The sequence below is a fragment of the Alistipes intestinihominis genome (assembly GCF_040095975.1).
GTDB lineage: Bacteria > Bacteroidota > Bacteroidia > Bacteroidales > Rikenellaceae > Alistipes > Alistipes senegalensis.
In genome coordinates, this window is the sequence record NZ_JBBMFL010000001.1 from 208871 (window position 1) to 225161 (window position 16291).

17 protein-coding genes and 1 tRNA gene are annotated in these 16291 nt (G+C 61.9%); 7 read left to right on the forward strand and 11 right to left on the reverse strand.

What is annotated here, in order from left to right:
- Nucleotides 1-40: 40 nt before the first annotated feature.
- The 4 genes from WMO46_RS00925 to lysS all read right to left on the reverse strand — a co-directional run bounded on the left by WMO46_RS00925 (nucleotide 41) and on the right by lysS (nucleotide 3917).
- Nucleotides 41-631 (reverse strand): PepSY-associated TM helix domain-containing protein, encoded by a 591-nt coding sequence (locus WMO46_RS00925; protein WP_129650847.1) that lies wholly within the window; start codon nucleotides 629-631, stop codon nucleotides 41-43.
- Entirely contained in the window at nucleotides 603-1136 is a 534-nt protein-coding gene (locus WMO46_RS00930) for a hypothetical protein (protein ID WP_227901007.1), read from the reverse strand. Before WMO46_RS00930 ends, WMO46_RS00925 begins: the two co-directional genes overlap by 29 nt.
- A gap of 271 nt (nucleotides 1137-1407) precedes the next feature.
- On the reverse strand, nucleotides 1408-2166 hold the full coding sequence (gene tpiA, locus WMO46_RS00935) for a triose-phosphate isomerase (protein ID WP_129650846.1): 759 nt from the start codon (nucleotides 2164-2166) through the stop codon (nucleotides 1408-1410).
- A gap of 29 nt (nucleotides 2167-2195) precedes the next feature.
- Nucleotides 2196-3917, reverse strand: a complete 1722-nt coding sequence (gene lysS / locus WMO46_RS00940; RefSeq protein ID WP_129650845.1) for a lysine--tRNA ligase — start codon at nucleotides 3915-3917, stop codon at nucleotides 2196-2198.
- Nucleotides 3918-4158: 241 nt separating this feature from the next.
- Here lysS and WMO46_RS00945 point away from each other — a divergent pair, with 241 nt between their 5' ends.
- On the forward strand, nucleotides 4159-5721 hold the full coding sequence (locus tag WMO46_RS00945; protein WP_349093599.1) for a DNA/RNA non-specific endonuclease: 1563 nt from the start codon (nucleotides 4159-4161) through the stop codon (nucleotides 5719-5721).
- A 25-nt stretch (nucleotides 5722-5746) separates the two neighbouring features.
- Here the strand turns inward: WMO46_RS00945 and WMO46_RS00950 are convergent, their stop codons facing one another.
- Genes WMO46_RS00950 through WMO46_RS00970 form a run of 5 tightly spaced genes read right to left on the reverse strand, consistent with a single transcriptional unit; the run spans nucleotide 5747 to nucleotide 11032 of the window.
- Nucleotides 5747-6394: a phosphatase PAP2 family protein gene (locus WMO46_RS00950; protein WP_278965293.1), complete on the reverse strand. Its 648-nt coding sequence runs from the start codon at nucleotides 6392-6394 to the stop codon at nucleotides 5747-5749.
- Between the two features lie 7 nt (nucleotides 6395-6401).
- Nucleotides 6402-7907, reverse strand: coding sequence for an MBOAT family O-acyltransferase (locus tag WMO46_RS00955; RefSeq protein WP_195497033.1), 1506 nt, complete (start codon nucleotides 7905-7907; stop codon nucleotides 6402-6404).
- Entirely contained in the window at nucleotides 7904-9505 is a 1602-nt protein-coding gene (locus tag WMO46_RS00960; RefSeq protein ID WP_349093600.1) for an SGNH/GDSL hydrolase family protein, read from the reverse strand. Before WMO46_RS00960 ends, WMO46_RS00955 begins: the two co-directional genes overlap by 4 nt.
- Nucleotides 9506-9512: 7 nt before the next feature.
- The gene (locus WMO46_RS00965) at nucleotides 9513-10262 is read right to left on the reverse strand and encodes a zinc metallopeptidase (protein WP_278817764.1); all 750 of its coding nucleotides are present in this window, start codon (nucleotides 10260-10262) and stop codon (nucleotides 9513-9515) included.
- A 20-nt stretch (nucleotides 10263-10282) separates the two neighbouring features.
- Nucleotides 10283-11032 (reverse strand): SDR family NAD(P)-dependent oxidoreductase, encoded by a 750-nt coding sequence (locus WMO46_RS00970; RefSeq protein ID WP_349093601.1) that lies wholly within the window; start codon nucleotides 11030-11032, stop codon nucleotides 10283-10285.
- Between the two features lie 215 nt (nucleotides 11033-11247).
- Between WMO46_RS00970 and WMO46_RS00975 the strand changes: the two genes are divergently transcribed.
- From WMO46_RS00975 to WMO46_RS01000, 6 genes are all read left to right on the forward strand, one after another.
- Entirely contained in the window at nucleotides 11248-12492 is a 1245-nt protein-coding gene (locus tag WMO46_RS00975) for an ABC transporter permease (RefSeq protein ID WP_019152166.1), read from the forward strand.
- Nucleotides 12489-13205, forward strand: a complete 717-nt coding sequence (gene ubiE, locus WMO46_RS00980) for a bifunctional demethylmenaquinone methyltransferase/2-methoxy-6-polyprenyl-1,4-benzoquinol methylase UbiE (protein ID WP_129650839.1) — start codon at nucleotides 12489-12491, stop codon at nucleotides 13203-13205. The genes WMO46_RS00975 and ubiE overlap by 4 nt, the downstream gene beginning before the upstream one ends.
- On the forward strand, nucleotides 13202-13708 hold the full coding sequence (locus tag WMO46_RS00985; protein WP_129650838.1) for a hypothetical protein: 507 nt from the start codon (nucleotides 13202-13204) through the stop codon (nucleotides 13706-13708). Before ubiE ends, WMO46_RS00985 begins: the two co-directional genes overlap by 4 nt.
- Nucleotides 13708-14172: a hypothetical protein gene (locus WMO46_RS00990; RefSeq protein ID WP_129652220.1), complete on the forward strand. Its 465-nt coding sequence runs from the start codon at nucleotides 13708-13710 to the stop codon at nucleotides 14170-14172. The genes WMO46_RS00985 and WMO46_RS00990 overlap by 1 nt, the downstream gene beginning before the upstream one ends.
- A gap of 103 nt (nucleotides 14173-14275) precedes the next feature.
- A complete protein-coding gene (locus WMO46_RS00995) occupies nucleotides 14276-14506 on the forward strand; it encodes a hypothetical protein (RefSeq protein ID WP_026076800.1) in 231 nt (76 codons plus the stop codon).
- 120 nt (nucleotides 14507-14626) lie between these two features.
- Nucleotides 14627-15241 carry a flavodoxin family protein gene (locus WMO46_RS01000; RefSeq protein WP_276715747.1) on the forward strand — a complete coding sequence of 205 codons (615 nt, stop codon included), beginning with the start codon at nucleotides 14627-14629 and terminating at the stop codon, nucleotides 15239-15241.
- A 286-nt stretch (nucleotides 15242-15527) separates the two neighbouring features.
- Here WMO46_RS01000 and WMO46_RS01005 read toward each other — a convergent pair.
- Together WMO46_RS01005 and WMO46_RS01010 are read right to left on the reverse strand one after the other, a co-directional pair.
- Nucleotides 15528-15615, reverse strand: a tRNA-Ser gene (locus WMO46_RS01005).
- A gap of 132 nt (nucleotides 15616-15747) precedes the next feature.
- Entirely contained in the window at nucleotides 15748-16122 is a 375-nt protein-coding gene (locus tag WMO46_RS01010) for a hypothetical protein (protein WP_129650835.1), read from the reverse strand.
- Between the last annotated feature and the right edge of the window lie 169 nt (nucleotides 16123-16291).

The window sequence follows — 16291 nt, forward strand, 5'->3', positions numbered from 1 at the left end:
TCGAACGACCGCCCCGTTTCGTGTCTTGTCCCGGCGTGCTTTACAGGAAGAGCAGGAAGAGGATCGGCACGGCGATGCCCGCCGCGAGTTCGATGCCTCCCCGGCCCCGCAGTCCGTTGCGCCCCGGAACCATCACCAGCCCCGTGAGCGTGATGACGAGCAGCGATGCGGCGAAAATGTCGGAAAAACGGGTCCACCACCGGTTGGGGTTGTAGTGCAGACGGTTCATCGAACTGATGACGGGCCTTTTGGTCAGCTTTTCGTAGACCGCCCGGCCGTTCTGCATGTCCACTTCGAGTACGGAGCCCCCTGCGACGAAAACCTTTACCCGCTGTTCGCCGCTGGCGTAGTGCTTCACGTAGCGCGCTTCGGGATCGGCTGCGCGGAGCAGCTCTTCGGCCTGCTCTCGGCTGGTTTCGGCCGGGGAGGGATAGGTGCCCGGCATCTGCAATTCCGTGCGGCGGACCGAATAGTTGCTGTTGAAGTCGCGTTTGTGGTTCAGCACGATGCCCGATACGGCGTAAACCACCACCACGCCTGCGAAAAAGTAGGAAAGGTCGCGGTGGATGATCCGCGCCCACCGGCGAATCTGCGAGCCTCGTTTAGCGCCCGGCTTCGTCGTCGATTGCATGGCAGGCGAACGTTTCGATGCGGTAAATGCTCCAATACTCCTTGCCTTCGCGTGCACGGCGGGCGGCGATCGAGTCGCGGAGTTCGCGGATCTGCCCTTTGAGCACCGCTACGGCTTCGGGATTGCCTTTACCGCCCTCGATGCTGGCGTCGAGGCGCATCTCCCAGTCGTCGAGGAACGGCAGTTCGACACGCTGTTCCGCCACAACACCTTCGACGGCTACCGTGCGGTTGGAGATCAGCGGATCGAATGACTGCATGCGTTCGTCGGCCAGCGCTTCGATCACTTGCGTCGTGTCGCTGCCCATAAGGGTGATGTGGGTGCTGCCGTGGCCGCAGGTGCTGACGCAGAGCCCTTCCACACGTACGGTGTCGCCCACCAGAGCGTCGGCGTCTGCGAGCAGTTCATCGACCGTCAGGGTTTCGCCGCCGGCGTTGGCGGTGCGGTTGCAGGCCGTTATGGAGATCGCGGCCAGCAGGAGGATGAAGATGTGTTTCATTTTCATGGAATCGGTTTTCGGCCGGGCAGGTCCGGGGTCCGGAGACCGTCTGCCCGAGCGCGGGTTTATGATACAAAGATAGCGATTTGCGGCCGAATGCACAAGCCGGAAACGCAGTTCTCCGGTGCCGTGGCTGAACATCTGTGCCCGGGGCGTCGGCTTTCTGTGCGCGGCGTCGGAACCGTGGGGCTGTCTCGCCGCATCCGCTTCGGGACGGGCGCCATGAAAAATCCCCAATCCGAAAAGGATCGGGGATTTGCCTTGCAGGGCGTGCGGATTACTTCGAGAATCCCTTGCCGATGGCGAGGAAATCCTCGGCTTTGAGGGCTGCGCCGCCGATCAGACCGCCGTCAACATCCTCTTTGGCGAAGATCTCGGCTGCGTTCGAAGGCTTGCACGAACCGCCGTAAAGAATCGCCGTCTCCTGGGCTGCGGCGCCGAATTTGGTAGCCAGTACCTCGCGGATGTAGGCGTGGATCTCCTGTGCCTGCTCGGCCGTTGCGGTCTTGCCGGTGCCGATGGCCCACACGGGCTCGTAAGCGATCACCAGCTCCTTGTACTGCTCTGCGGTGAGGTTGTAAACCACCTCCTCGATCTGGGCTTTCACCACGTCGAAGTGCTTGCCGGCCTCGCGCTCTTCGAGGTTCTCGCCTACGCAGTAGATGGGAACCAGTCCGTTGGCATAAGCCTGCGCCATCTTCTTGTTGAGCGTCTCGGAGGTCTCGCCGTAGTACTGGCGGCGCTCCGAGTGGCCGAGGATCACGTACTTGCAGCCCAGCGCGGCGATCATCGACGCGGCGACTTCGCCCGTATAGGCGCCTTTGGCCTCCGCGGCGCAGTTCTGCGCTCCGAGAGCGATATCCGAACCCTTCAGGGCTTCGGCGACCATCGACAGGTGGGTGAACGGCGGGCATACGATGAAATTCACGCACGAGCAAACCTCTCCGCGGCCTGCTGCGACGCCTTTGGCCAGTTCGACACCTTCGGCGGGAAGCGTGTTCATCTTCCAGTTGCCGGCAACAATTTTCTTTCTCATTTTCCTAAATGTTTTATAGTGAATCAGTTCTATTCCGCGCACCATTTCTTGACCTCGTCGATCGAGGGGGCTTTCAGCCCGAGTTTGTTCTTCTTGTTGAATCCGCACAGGTCGTTGAAGAACTTCCCGGGGGCGAGTTTTTTCAGCGACTCGACGGTGAGGTAACCCATCTTCTGAATCACCGGAATCCACTCTTCAGGCACTCCGACGGCGGTGTAAGCCTCTGCGGGATCGCTCACGACCTTCTTTTCGGGGCGCATCTGGGGGAAGAACAGCACGTCCTGAATCGACGGCTGGTTCGTCATGAACATCGTCAGACGGTCGATGCCGATGCCCATTCCCGAGCAGGTCGGCATGCCGTATTCCAGCGCGCGCACGAAATCCATGTCGATGAACATGGCTTCGTCGTCGCCCTTCTCCGAGAGCCGCAGCTGCTCCTGGAAACGCTCCAGCTGGTCGATCGGGTCGTTCAGCTCGGAGTAGGCGTTGCAGAGCTCCTTGCCGTTGACGAACAGTTCGAAACGCTCCGTCAGGTCGGGATTCGAGCGGTGGCGCTTGCACAGCGGCGACATCTCGCGCGGATAGTCCGTGATGAAGGTGGGCTGGATGAGCTCCTCCTCGCAGTACTGTCCGAAGATGGCGTCGATCAGCTTGCCTTTGCCGTAGGTTTCGTCCACCTCGACGTTGAGTCGCTTGCAGGCTTCGCGCAGCTCCTCTTCCGTGCGGCCCGTGATGTCGTAGCCGGTCTTTTCGCGGATGGCGTCGGTCATCGTCAGGCGGCGGAACGGGGCCTTGAACGAGATCGCCTTGCCGTCGATCGTCAGCTCCGTGGTGCCGTTCACGGCCACGGCCACCCGTTCGAGCATCTGCTCGGTGAACTCCATCATCCAGAGGTAGTCCTTGTAGGCCACGTAGATCTCCATGCACGTGAACTCGGGGTTGTGCGTGCGGTCCATGCCCTCGTTACGGAAGTTCTTGCCGAACTCGTACACGCCGTCGAATCCGCCGACGATCAGCTTTTTGAGGTAGAGCTCCGTGGCGATGCGCAGGTAGAGGTCTATGTCGAGCGAGTTGTGGTGCGTGATGAACGGACGCGCCGATGCGCCGCCCGGAATGGGTTGCAGGATCGGGGTCTCGACTTCGATGTAGCCCTTCGAATTGAAGAATTCGCGCATCGTGGCCATGATCTTGGCGCGGCGGACGAAGGTTTCCTTCACCTGCGGGTTGACGATCAGGTCCAGATACCGCTGGCGGTAGCGCACCTCCGGGTCGGTGAAGGCGTCGAACGTCTTGCCGTCCTTCTCCTTGACGACGGGCAGCGGGCGGATCGACTTCGACAGCACGGTGAACCGGCGGCAGTGCACCGACAGTTCGCCGGTGTTGGTGCGGAACGCGAAGCCCTCGATGCCCACGAAGTCGCCGATGTCGAGCAGTTTCTTGAAGACCGTGTTGTAGAGCGTCGGATCGCCTTCGGGGCATACGTCGTCGCGGCGGATGTAGACCTGAATGCGGCCCGTGTGGTCTTGCAGTTCGAAGAACGAGGCGCTGCCCATGATGCGGCGCGACATGATGCGGCCGGCGATGCGCACCTCCTGGAAATTCTTTTCGGTGTCGTCGTAGTTGTCGGCGATCTCGCGCGCCGTGGCCGTCACCTCGTAGCGGGCGGCGGGGTAGGGCTCGATGCCCAATTCACGGAGCGCCGTGAGCGACTGTCTGCGAAGCTGTTCCTGTTCGCTGAGTTCGAGTGCCATATCGTATGTTTTTGATGTTTTCTCGTGCAACCCCGCAAAATTAGTGAAAAATGGGCAAAATAGCAACTGTTTCGCCATTCCTCTGCCCTCCCTGTCCCGAAACCGTTTTTTTGTTTGTTTATTTTCCCGGAATGATTAAATTTGTCCGTTGTGTCTAATTAAATGCCAGTCTATGAAACAACTCGACTCCTTTTTTCGCAATCGGCTGAATTACCCCCCCCCGCGGGTTATAGGGATTCTTTTGGGCTGTCTGCTGTTTTTCGCCTCCTGCGGCGGTGACGACTCTTCGGACGACTCCTATGCCGCCGTCGAATCCGAATCTTTCACCTTCGACGAAACCGACGCCGCCAACAATGCCGTCCGCGTGATGGCCAACGGCGCGTGGCAGGTCTATTGGGAGCCTGCCTCGGCGGCCGTGACGGTCGATCCTTCGGCGGGCGTCGGCAACGGGACCTTCCGGGTGCTGGACATGCCCCGGGGAACGTCCGTCGAAGTCGGGGTGCGCACCGCTGCGGGCAAGGCCTCCGGCAAAACCATCACCGTGACCCGCGCCGCGGCTTCTGCCGAAGTGACGCTTTCGCTCGCTCCCGCCGACCTGCGCTTCGACCCTGCGGGCACCAACCGCATCACGGTGACCTCCAACGCTTCGTGGAGCGCGTCATGTTCCGATCCGGCGCTCGTGTTTTCGCCCGCTTCGGGTACGGGCGACGGCACGATCACCGTTACGGCCGCTCCCGAAGGGGTGCGCTGCACGCTGACCGTCACGGCCGGCGAAGGCCCCGGGGCCAAGACGCAGAGCGTGGAGATACTCTACACGGCCTACCGTTTCCCGGAGTTGGCCTCCAACTGGGTGCAGCCTTCGAAGGACGCGGCGGCCGTTTCGGGCGACTATGCGTTCTATACGCATTGGACCACGACGGTCAGTTCGCGCAAAACCGTGCGCAACTACTCCTATTGTTACGACACGCGGCGCCACAATCCGATTTGGGTGGCCTATCCGCTGGCCGACTGCTACGGCGAGGGCGGTTACGGACGGACGACCCCCGATCCCTGGGCTCCCGATCCCCGGCTCGATGCGGCGTATCAGTCGAAAATCTACCAGAGCGACGGAGCGGGCGGGACGGACCCGTATCAGTATTGGTCGAACAATACCATCCGGACGACGCTCGGTCTGAGCGGCAGTTGGACGAAAGGCCATCTCTGCATGTCGCGCGAGCGCGGAGGCAGGGACTCCGAAATCAACAGGCAGACCTTCTATCCGACCAATATCGCCCCGCAGCCCAATAAAACGGCATCGACCTTCGGAACGGTTTGGAGCTGTATCGAGGCCGTGATTTCGGGCAGCAGCAATCGGAATAACGACATCACAGCCGATGATAACTCGACGAATATCAACCGCGTGGCCGATACGCTCTTCGTGGTGGCGGGATGTTATTATGAGCACGACAACTGGAAGGATTTCGACTCTTCGAATTACAGCGAGGCGACGACCGATCCGAAGCAGAAAGAGTGCATCATGCCGACGCATCAGTGGAAGATCATGCTGCGCACGAAGGCCGGCAACACGAAAAAGCGGATCGCCGACTGCACGGCCGACGAATTGCAGGCCGTGGGTTTCTGGGTCGAGACCTTTACGCACAGCGATTTGGCCGATTCCGAAACGGGAGCGGGTACGAAAGCGCAGCTGCGGGCGATTGCCGTTCCGGTCTCCTTTATCGAGGAGAAGATGGACATGAAGTTCTTCCCGGACGTTCCGGACGAAGTGAAGAGCCGGACGCCGGTTCCTGCCGATTGGGGATTCTGATCCCGGCGGAAACGGAAAGGAGCTGCTATCGCAGCTCCTTTTTTGGGCAGGACAGTGTCCGGTAGGCCAGGTATGCGGCCCATCCGAGTGCCGCCCCGACGAGCGTGCCCCACACGAGGTCCATCGGGAAGTGTTTGCCCAGGTAGATGCGCGAATAGCAGATCAGTACGGTGCAGAAGAGCATCAGCGCCGTGAACCACCGCCGGCGAATCGCCGCCGCCGACAGCACGGTCAGCGCGACGATCGTCGCCGCATGGGCCGAGACTGTTCCGTAGCGGCCGCTCACGGCTTCGACCGGAACGTGGACCGTCCAGTCGCCGGGCGTGCCGGCCATGCGCAGCGCCCGCAGCGAGTCGGGAGCGATCTCCAGCCCTTCGAGCGAGGGGGTGAACATCGGCCGCCAGCGCGGCTCGAAGCCCGGCAGCAGGCCGCCCAGCACTCCGTTGCTCTTGAACATGCCCGAAACCATGTCCGCGAGGGCCAGCGCCGCGATCATCAGCACCGTGAAGACGATGACGCCGCGCCATCCGCTGCGCCGCCAGACGAGCCACAGAATCAGCGCATAGAGCGGAAGCCACATCGCCGTACCCGAGACGGTCAGCATCAGGTGGTCCATGCAGGGGCCGCCGTCGAAATTCAGGTCGAGAAACAGTTGATGGTCGAAGTCGTACATCGGTCACTTAGAATTGGAAATAGATAAACGGCTGTATGTCGCTGGATTTGATCTGCATGACGCACCAGATCATCGCCGCGGCCATCACCACTTGCAGCACCAGCGGCGCGTGGACCACGATCCGCTGCGCCAGGGCGTCCACCCGGCCCGGAAGCAGGTGGAGGACGTAGCCAGCGGCGATCAGCGCGAAGACGGCGGCATAGCCCGCCAGCACCTGCGGAATCATCGGGGCGTTGAAGTTCTCGAAAATCTGGTGCAGCATCAGCTGAACGGTCTGCATCGACTCGGCGCGGAACATCAGCCACCCGAAGCAGACGATGTTGAACGTGAGGAAGATGCCCGCCGCACGGCTCCACCAGTGCATCTGGGCCCCGGTGGCCTTGGCGCCCGGAACGACCGACATCCACAGTTTGTGCAGGGCCAGCGCCGCGCCGTGAAGCCCGCCCCAGAGGATGAAGCGCACGGCCGCGCCGTGCCACAGTCCGCCTAACAGCATCGTCAGCAGCAGGTTGCCGTAGGTCCGGATGCGGCCCTTGCGGTTGCCGCCCAGCGAGATGTAGAGGTAGTCGCGCAGCCACGACGAGAGCGAGATGTGCCACCGCCGCCAGAATTCGGTGATCGTCGCCGACTTGTAGGGGGCGTCGAAATTCTTCGGGAAGCGGAATCCCAGCAGCAGGGCGATGCCGATGGCCATGTCCGAATAGCCCGAGAAGTCGCAGTAGATTTGCAGCGCGTAGCCGTAAATGCCCATCAGGCACTCGAATCCGGAGTAGAGCAGGGGTTCGTCGAAGATGCGGTCAACGAAATTGAGCGAGATGTAGTCCGAGATGATCGCCTTCTTGAACAGACCCGTGAGGATCAGAAAGACGCCCGTGCCGAACATCTCGCGGGTGACGACGATCGGATTCTGCCGGATCTGGGGAATGAAGTCCCGGGCCCGGACGATCGGGCCGGCCACTAACTGCGGAAAGAACGACAGATAGAAGAGATAGTCGAGCCAGTTCGACAGGGGTTTCAGCTGGCCGCGGTAGATGTCTATGGTGTAGCTCATCGACTGGAAGACGAAGAACGAGATGCCGACCGGCAGGAAGATGTTCCGGAATTGCAGGAATCCCTGCCCGAACAGCTGGTTGGAGATGTCGATGAAGAAGTTGGTGTACTTGAAGTAGCCGAGCATGCCGAGGTTGACGGCTACGCTCAGCACCATCAGCCAGCGTTTCAGACTTTTGGAGCGGGTGCGGAAGATGCCGCGCGCGATCAGGAAATCGCTCGCCGCGGCGAAGACCAGCAGCAGGAAATAGATGCCGCTCGACTTGTAGTAGAAGTAGAGCGAGAAGGCGATGACATAGACGATGCGGGCCATCGGTGCGCGGCGGAAGGCGCTGTAAACGAGCAGGAACCCCGCGAATAGGAAGAGAAACAGCCCGCTGCTGAAGATCAGCGGCGACGAGGCGTCGTAGGTCAGCAGAGCCAGCACTTTGTCCCAGAATCCGTCTGTCGCGGGAAGCGTCATCGTATCGGCGGTTTAAGCGGTTCGGGGGCTGCGGCGGGCAGCAGGCTGCGTTCGATGCGCGCCTTTTGCAGGGAGTCGAGCACGGCGGCTTCGGTCTGCCGGCGCAGTTCGGCGGCCCGTTGTTCGGCATGGAGCGCGCAGGCTTCGGCGTTGAGGGCGTCGAACAGTGCCCACGCCACGCGGCGTCCGCCGGCGTAGTTGATATGGGTGTAGTCCTTGCCGGCCCAGCCGTTCTTCACGAACTGCTCCATGCCCCCTTGTGCGCGCATGGCGTCGCACGTGGGCCAGAAGGCCGCGCCCGTGTTCCGGGCCGCCTGGCGCTGAACGTCGAGCATGTAGGGGATGGCGTCCATCGGTTCGAAGCCCGCGTCGGTCTTCGTCGAACGGTCGCTGACGCCCAGCACCAGCACCGCGGCGCGGGGGAAACAGCTCCGGACGAAGGCCACCATCTTCTCGATCTGCGCCGCGTAGTTGGTGTAGCTCTTCACGCCCGACTGCATGATGTTGAGCCCGTATTGGAGGATCACCAGATCGTAGCCCGTGAGGGCGTTGATCCGGGCGTTGACCGAGGGGTTGGTCCAGAACATCGCCTGACCGTTGTTGCTGCGCACCGAGTAGTTATCGACCACCACGCCGCCGCCTTCGAAGATCGCGCCGTAGCCGATGAAGCCCTCCGTGCCGGAGAGCACCTTGAAGGCGAGCGAGCGGACGTGCGGGGCCGAAACCTCGATCTGACGCACGGCGGCGTCGCCCGTGATGTCGAACGCGCGGCGCAGGGTGTCGTTGAGCGTCACCTCGACGCGGCTGTCGTGGGGCGAGAGGAAGAAGATGCGCGCTCCGTCGCACGAGTCGAGCAGTTTGCGGTAGTCGGTGTTCTCCCAGCGGGTCGATGCCCCCGCCGCGGGCTGGCTGACCCATCCCGAGATGTAGAAATGGTTGCGCAGGTTCTCCGGGGCGGCTTTGCGCTGCATGATGTTGTAGGTCGTCCAGCCTTTCGACTGGGTTTTGATCGTGCGCCGGAAGGCCGTCAGCGGCGAGGCCATCGGGGCGAATCCCGCACCGCCGCCGGGCCGCTCCCCGAAGGCCGTCTGGAGTTGTTCGCGCAGGTCCGCGGTGAGGATGTCGCCCTCGACGAACGAGTCGCCGAGGAAGGCGATGCGCACCGGACGCCGGGCGTTGAGCAGCGTGTCGCAGAAGGCGCGGATGCGGCCGCTGTCGCTGTAATCCTCGATCGGAACGGGCGTCGCGGTGAGGCGCGCCGGGTCGGGTTCGGGCCGCGGGCCGCGGAGGCTGTCCCGCGGGATGATCCACCGATAGGTGGCCTGCGTTTCACGCGGGGCGGTGTCGGCCTCGATGCGTTCGGCGACGGCTTCGAGGTCGATGTGGAAATCCTCCTCGTCGAAGAGTACGGGTTCGGCGGCGGGTTCGGCCGCCGCTGCATCGTTGAAGACGAGGACATCCGAGAGGATGTTGGCGCGGCGCAGTTTGACGCTCCCGATGCTCTGCGGGGGAATGAAGCTGACGGCTGCGAGCACTGCGATAAGCGCCGCGGTCGCCAGCCAGCTGCGGTGGGTGAAGTCTTTTTCGGGGGAGTTCATCGCCGGGTCAGTCGCGCCGTCCGAGGATCAGGAAGACGTAGTAGAGGACCGAGGCGATGGCGCTCAGCGCTGCCACGAGGTAGGTGCGGGCCGCCCACGAGAGGGCCTCCTTGGCCTGTGCGAGCTGTGCGCCCTGCATCGTGCGGCTGACCTGGAGCCACTCCAGGGCGCGGGCCGAGGCGTTGTACTCCACGGGCAGCGTGACGAGCGAGAAGACCGCCGACATGGCGATCATGCCCACGCCGATCCAGCAGAGGAGTTCGTTCTGCGTCGAGGCCAGGATCACGAGGCCCAGGATGATGACCCACGTGGCGGCCGACGAGGCGAACTGCACGACGGGAACCAGCTGCGAACGCAGCACCAGCGGCGCATAGCCCTGCGCGTGCTGCACGGCGTGGCCGCACTCGTGGGCTGCGACGGCCGCCGCTGCGACGCTCGTCGAAGAGTAGACCGAGTCGCTCAGGTTGACGGTCATCGTCTGCGGATTGAAATGGTCGGTGAGGTGGCCGCTCACGTGCGTCACTTTCACGTTGTGGATGTTGTTGTCGCGCAGCATCTTTTCGGCGACCTCGGCGCCGGTCAGGCCGCCCGGGAACTGCACCTTCGAATATTTCTTGAACACCGATTGCAGGCGCGCCTGCACGATGAAGCCGACGATGCCGATGGCGATGATCAGCACGAACATGCCCATCGTCGCGGCGTCGTAGCGCGCGGCGTGGGGCTCTGCGTAATAACCTGCCTGGAGCAGTGTAATCATAGGAAATGTCATAGCGTTCTCTATTTTGTTTTGCGGTACGTGTAATAGGCTCCGGCCTGTCGGGCGGGCATCAGTACCATATCATTAACGTTCATATGCGCGGGTAATTGTGCGGCCCATGCGATCGCTTCGGCGATGTCGTCGCCGGTGAGGGGTTCGACGCCCGCGTAGACCGCATCGGCGCGCTCCTTGTCGCCGTGGAAGCGGACTTCGGAAAACTCCGTCTCGACCATCCCCGGGCGGATCTCCGTAACCTTGATCCCGGCCGACAGCAGGTCGGCGCGCATCGACTGCGAAATGGCGTGCACGGCGTGCTTCGAGGCGCAGTAGACCGCACCGTTCTCGTAGGCTTCGGTTCCGGCGATCGAGCCGATGTTGAAGATGTGGCCGCCGCCCGCGGCGACCATCTTCGGGGCGATGACGCGCGTGACGTAGAGCAGCCCCTTGACATTGGTGTCGATCATGGCGTCCCAGTCGCTGGTGTCTCCCAGGTCGATGTGTTCCAGCCCGGCGGCCAGTCCCGCGTTGTTGACCAGCAGATCGACCCTCTCGAGCGGTTCGAGATTCCGGCGCACCTCCTCTTCGGAGCGCACGTCGAACGCGAGCGTCGTGCAGCGGCCTCCCGCGGCTTCGATCTCGGCTTTCAGCGCCGCGAGGCGTTCGGCACGCCGTCCGGTGGCCGTGACGGCATACCCCTCTTTCGCAAGCCGCAGCGCCGTGGCGCGTCCGATGCCCGATGTCGCACCCGTAATAAGAGCTTCCTTTTTCATATCGAACCCTTTGTTTGCCGCAAAGATAGGAAAAAACGAGCGGTTTCGAAATACTTCCCGGATGATAAGTGTCGTTACGATGTTAATCGGTACAAAAAAGCCGGGCTGTTCCAAAACCGGATTGCGGGGGCTTTGTAAAACAAAAGTGTCGTTACGACACCCGAAATACGAAATTTATGTGTTTCTTTGCATAAATTTTCTGCAAAACCGCTGCCATGAATCTCGCTTTTTTCATCGCACGCCGCATGGCGAAGCCCTCCCCGGAGAACAAACCCGGGGTGATGGAGCGTATCGCCGTGGTGTCGGTGGCTGTGGGCGCGGCTGTGATGATCCTTGCGATGGCCGTCATCATGGGGTTCAAACGCGAGGTGGCGCACAAGATGACGGGCTTCGCCGCCCACGTCTCGGTGACCGACGTGCGGGGTGTCAACGCCCTCGATTCGGAACCCGTGCACCGCAGCGCACACCTCGAGGAGCTGATCCGCGCGACCGAAGGGTTCGAGGCGATGGCCCCCTACGCCGTGAAGGGCGGCATCGTGCGCACGGCCGACGCCGTGGGCGAGGTGATGCTCAAAGGCGTCGAGGGGGATTACGACTGGTCTTATTTCCGCGAGTGGCTCGTCGAAGGCGAGCTGCCCCGCGTGGGCGATTCGGTGCGCACGAAAGACATCCTGCTGTCGCGTTCGCTGGCCGACAGGCTGCTGTTAGGGGTGGGCGACAAGGTCGAGATGCTCTTCGTCGAGCCGGGCGAGATGCCCCGCCGCGACCGGTTCAAGGTGGCGGGCGTCTACGCCTCGGGGATGGAGGAGATGGACGGCATGGTGGTCGTCACGGACATCCGCAACGTGCAGCGGCTTTCGGACTGGGGGCCGGACGAGATCTCCGGTTACGAGATCCGGACCCGCGACCTGCGCGACGCCGGCGCCTTCGCCCGCACGTTGGGCCGCACGCTGCTCTACGACGAGGCGGAGGGAACGGAGAACCTCGCGGTGACGAGCGTCACGGAGCGTTACGCCAATATCTTCGACTGGCTGAAAGCCCACGACGTGAACGCCGCGGTGATCATCGTCATCATGCTGGTCGTGGCCTTCTTCAACATGGCCTCGGCGCTGCTGATTCTGGTGCTCGAACGCACGCGCATGATCGGTCTGCTGAAGGCTCTCGGGATGCGCAGCGGCGAACTGCGGCGCATCTTCCTCTGGCGGGCGGGCTTCGTCACGCTGCGGGGACTGGCGTGGGGCAACGCCGTCGGGCTGGGGCTGTGTCTGGTGCAGAAGTGGACCCATTTGATAAAACTCAGTTCGGAGGGCTACTTGCTCTCGGAGGTGCCCGTGTCGCTGGGATGGGGATGGTGGCTGGCGCTGAACGCCGGGTTCGTCGCCGCGATCGTCGCCCTGCTGGTGATCCCGACGGCCGTGGTGTCCGGCGTGAAACCCGAAGAAACGATAAGATACGAATGAAACCCTACAACACAGATCAGACCAAGAAGGAGGAGGTCCGCGAGATGTTCGACAACATCGCGCCGCGGTACGACCTGCTGAACCATACGCTTTCGGTGAACATCGACCGCATCTGGCGCCGCCGTGCGGTGAACGAGGTGCGGCGTGCGAATCCCCGCCGCATACTCGACGTGGCGACCGGCACGGGCGACCTGGCGATCGCCCTGGCGCGGCGCATCCGCGACGTGCAGGTGATGGGCGTGGACCTTTCGGAGGAGATGCTCGCCGTGGCGCGCCGCAAGGTCGAGGCCCGGGGGCTGGACAGCCGCATCGTCCTCGAACGGGGCGATGCCGAACATCTGGAGGTGGCCGACGCCTCGGTCGATGCGGCGACCGTCGCATTCGGGGTGCGCAATTTCGGCGACCTCGCGGCCGGGCTCCGTGAACTGGCCCGCACGATAAGGCCCGGGGGCAAAGTCGTTATCCTGGAGTTCTCGCGGCCCCGCAACCGGGTGTTCCGGGCGCTGTACGAGTTCTACTCCTACAAGATACTGCCCCGCATCGGCGGACTGGTGTCGCGCGACAAAAGGGCCTACGAGTATCTGCCGGCTTCGGTGGGGGAGTTCCCCGCTCCGGCGGAGTTTCTGGGGATGATGGAAAAGGCGGGGTTCCGGAACTGCCGGGCGAAGAGCCAGAGTTGCGGGATTGCGCAGATATATATAGGAGAGCGATGAGAAAGTTTCTGTTATACCTGTTGCTGCTGGCTGTTGCTGTGTCGGCGGCTTCGTGCCGCAAGGCCGTCGAGAAGGCGCAGCGCAACATCCGCTTCGAGGGGATCGAGAAGATCGAACGCCAGGGGCTGACCGGCGCCGAGATCGTCGTGCGGGTGATGAACAACACGGGCTACAAGTTGCAGCTCGAAACGGCCGAAATCGATGTTTACTACGCCGACGGGCGTGTGGGGACGGTCGTGCTGCGCGAGCCGGTCGAGGTGCCCCGGCGCACGACGGGCAGCTTCCGGACGCTGTGGCGGGTGAAAATCTCCGATCCGCTGGCGCTCTACGTGCTGCTCCGGAAAGTCGAGGCGGGAGACCTTTCGCAGGTCGGCATCGCCTATGCCCTGGAGGGGCGCGGAGGCCCGGCGCCCGTAAAAATTTCGCGCGACAGGATGCCGTTGTCGGATTTTTTGAATACCTTTGGCCTGACGTTGCAGGACGTTAAAAACAAATTGAAGTGATGCGCAGATTGTCGATCCTTATCCTGATGCTCCTGTGTGCGGCCGTTTCGCTCCGCGCGCAGTCGCTCGACGCTTTCAAACAGCGTCTGGCCGAACCCGTCGCCGGCACCGCCTTTTTCGGCCGGGCGCAGGTGACCGTCGCGGAGCACGGCGACGCCGCGCGCGCCGTGGCCGAGGCCGTGCGCGCCGGACAGCAGCTGCGGGTGCGCGGCTTCCGCGTCTGCATCTTCTCGGACAACGGACCCGAGGCCCGCAACGGGGCTTTCGCCGCCCAGAAACTCTTCGAAGAGACCTATCCGGGCGTGAAGGTCTACATGGATTACAAGATCCCCTATTTCGTCGTTTCGGTCGGGGACTGCCTGAGCAACGAGGAGGCCGTGATCCTGAAAGGCCGCGTGACGGGGACTTTTCCGAAGGCGTTCCTGAAAAACGAGGAGTTCCCGATTTCGAACCTTTTGGACTGAAAAAGCCCGTTTTTGAAAAATATGCGTTTTTTCTTTGCTTATTTCGGGCGAATATCTATCTTTGCGGCGTTACAGAACAACTAATTTCTAAACATTTAGCGCTATGAAAAAGATTTTCTCTTTTGTTGTCGTCATGGCTGCCGTCGCTATGGTAAGCTGCTGTGGCAATTCGAACAAGAAGGCCGCTGACAATGCCGCCGCCGAGGCTGCCGCCACGACCGAAGCTGCTGCCTGCTGCGCCGAGAAATGCGACTCGACGAAGGCTTGCTGCGCCGAGAAGTGCGATTCGACGAAAACCTGCGCCGAGAAACCCTGCTGCGAGAAGGCCGAGTAATTTCCGGTTAGGTTTGAGAGTGAGGGAGGTTCGAAAGAATCCCCCTTTTTCATTAATAGATGAAATGCCGTGTCTCCGGCGCGGTAAGTGCAGGGAGTGTCTTTATTAAAAATAGCTGTCATGAAAGTACTGCTTATTAACGGAAGCCCCCGGCGCGAGGGGAACACCTTCATCGCGCTTTCGGAAGTGGCCCGCACGCTCCGCGACGAGGGCATCGGGGCCGAGATCGTGTCGATCGGCACGCGGGCCGTGCAGGGGTGCATCGCCTGCGGGAAATGCACGGAGCTGGGCCGCTGCGTCTTCAACGACGCGCTTTATAACGAAGTGCGTGAAAAACTCGCCGGGGCCGACGCCCTCGTGGTCGGGTCGCCGGTCTACTACGCCGGGCCGAACGGATCGCTGTGCGCGCTGCTCGACCGGCTGTTTTACTCCTGCGGGAGCCTGCTGGCCTACAAGCCTGCGGCTGCGGTCGCCGTCTGCCGCCGGGGCGGGGCGAGTGCGACGTTCGACCGGCTGAACAAGTATTTCACGATCTCGAACATGCTTGTCGTCTCGTCGCAGTATTGGAACAGCGTCCACGGACGGCTGCCCGGCGAGGCGGCGCAGGATGCCGAAGGATTGCAGACGATGCGGGTGCTGGCGCGCAACATGGCGCGCGTGCTTCGCGCGGGGCTGCTGGCCGGGGAGGGGCGTCCGGAGCCCGAAGAGCGGGTGGCGACGAGTTTTATCCGGTAGGAAAGAGCGAAGTCTTGGGAAATTGACTTTGCTGCGCTCGTCGATCTTTGGTTCTGCTGATTGGTGGTCGGGGGATTGGCTCGCTTCACTCCGCTGGCGCTGCGTGCCGCTTCGCCTCTCCCCGGTCCTGCCGGAGGCGTCCCTGCAAAACTGATTTCCAAACGAAAGCCTCCCTTTTGGGGAGGTTCTTTTTTTGTTTTTGGACACGTCTGCAAATGAATTTGCGCCGCTCCTAAAACAAAAAAGGTTGCACTTTATGCAACCTTTTGTTTGGAAATCAATTTTGCGGAAAGAAGGGGATTCGAACCCCTGAAACCCTTTAGGGGTTTACTCGCTTTCCAGGCGGGCCAGTTCAACCACTCCTGCATCTTTCCGAAAGGTGCCCCAAAAATACGCAATATTTCCTGATTCTGCAAATGGAGACCCGATTTTCTGCGGAAAGCCCTGTGCCGGACCGGTTTTGCATCGGAACGGGCAGGGGCGGAGCGGCCGTCGGCCTGTCGGGATCAGTAGATGCGGAGCTTCCGGACCGGCTTCCCCTCTTCGGCCTCCTTGTGCAGGACGGCGAGAACCTCGGCGGCGATCTCGGGAAGCGTCCATAAGGCGTTCGGGCGTCGGGCGTAGAGCCGTTCGCAGGCCGTCCTGATCGGTTCGAGCAGCGCCGTCGTCGCCACGATATGCGGTGCGAGTTTTATCCCCGAAAGGTCGTATTTCCCTTCCTTGAGGTAGTTGAGAAAGGTGTCGTAGGTCGTTCCGAGGTATTTGCCGTATGCCCTGTAAATCCGTTTGCGGTTGCGGCTGGAGTTTCCGTCTTCGTAATAGAAGGCTTTGAGCTGTCGTGCGAGTGCGATGCGCAGTTTCAGGTGATCGGGTACGTACATGGTTCTCCGTTTTTTAGGGTTTGAAATTCTTGGCCGGCAAAAACCACGTATGTACGAAGAGGGCGGCAGCGACTATGGGTCGGTTAGGTTCGGATCGGCACGGTCGGAGCCCCCGACGGATGCCGTGGTTGTGCTGGTCCTGTTGTGTTCATGTTCATAAAACAAAAAT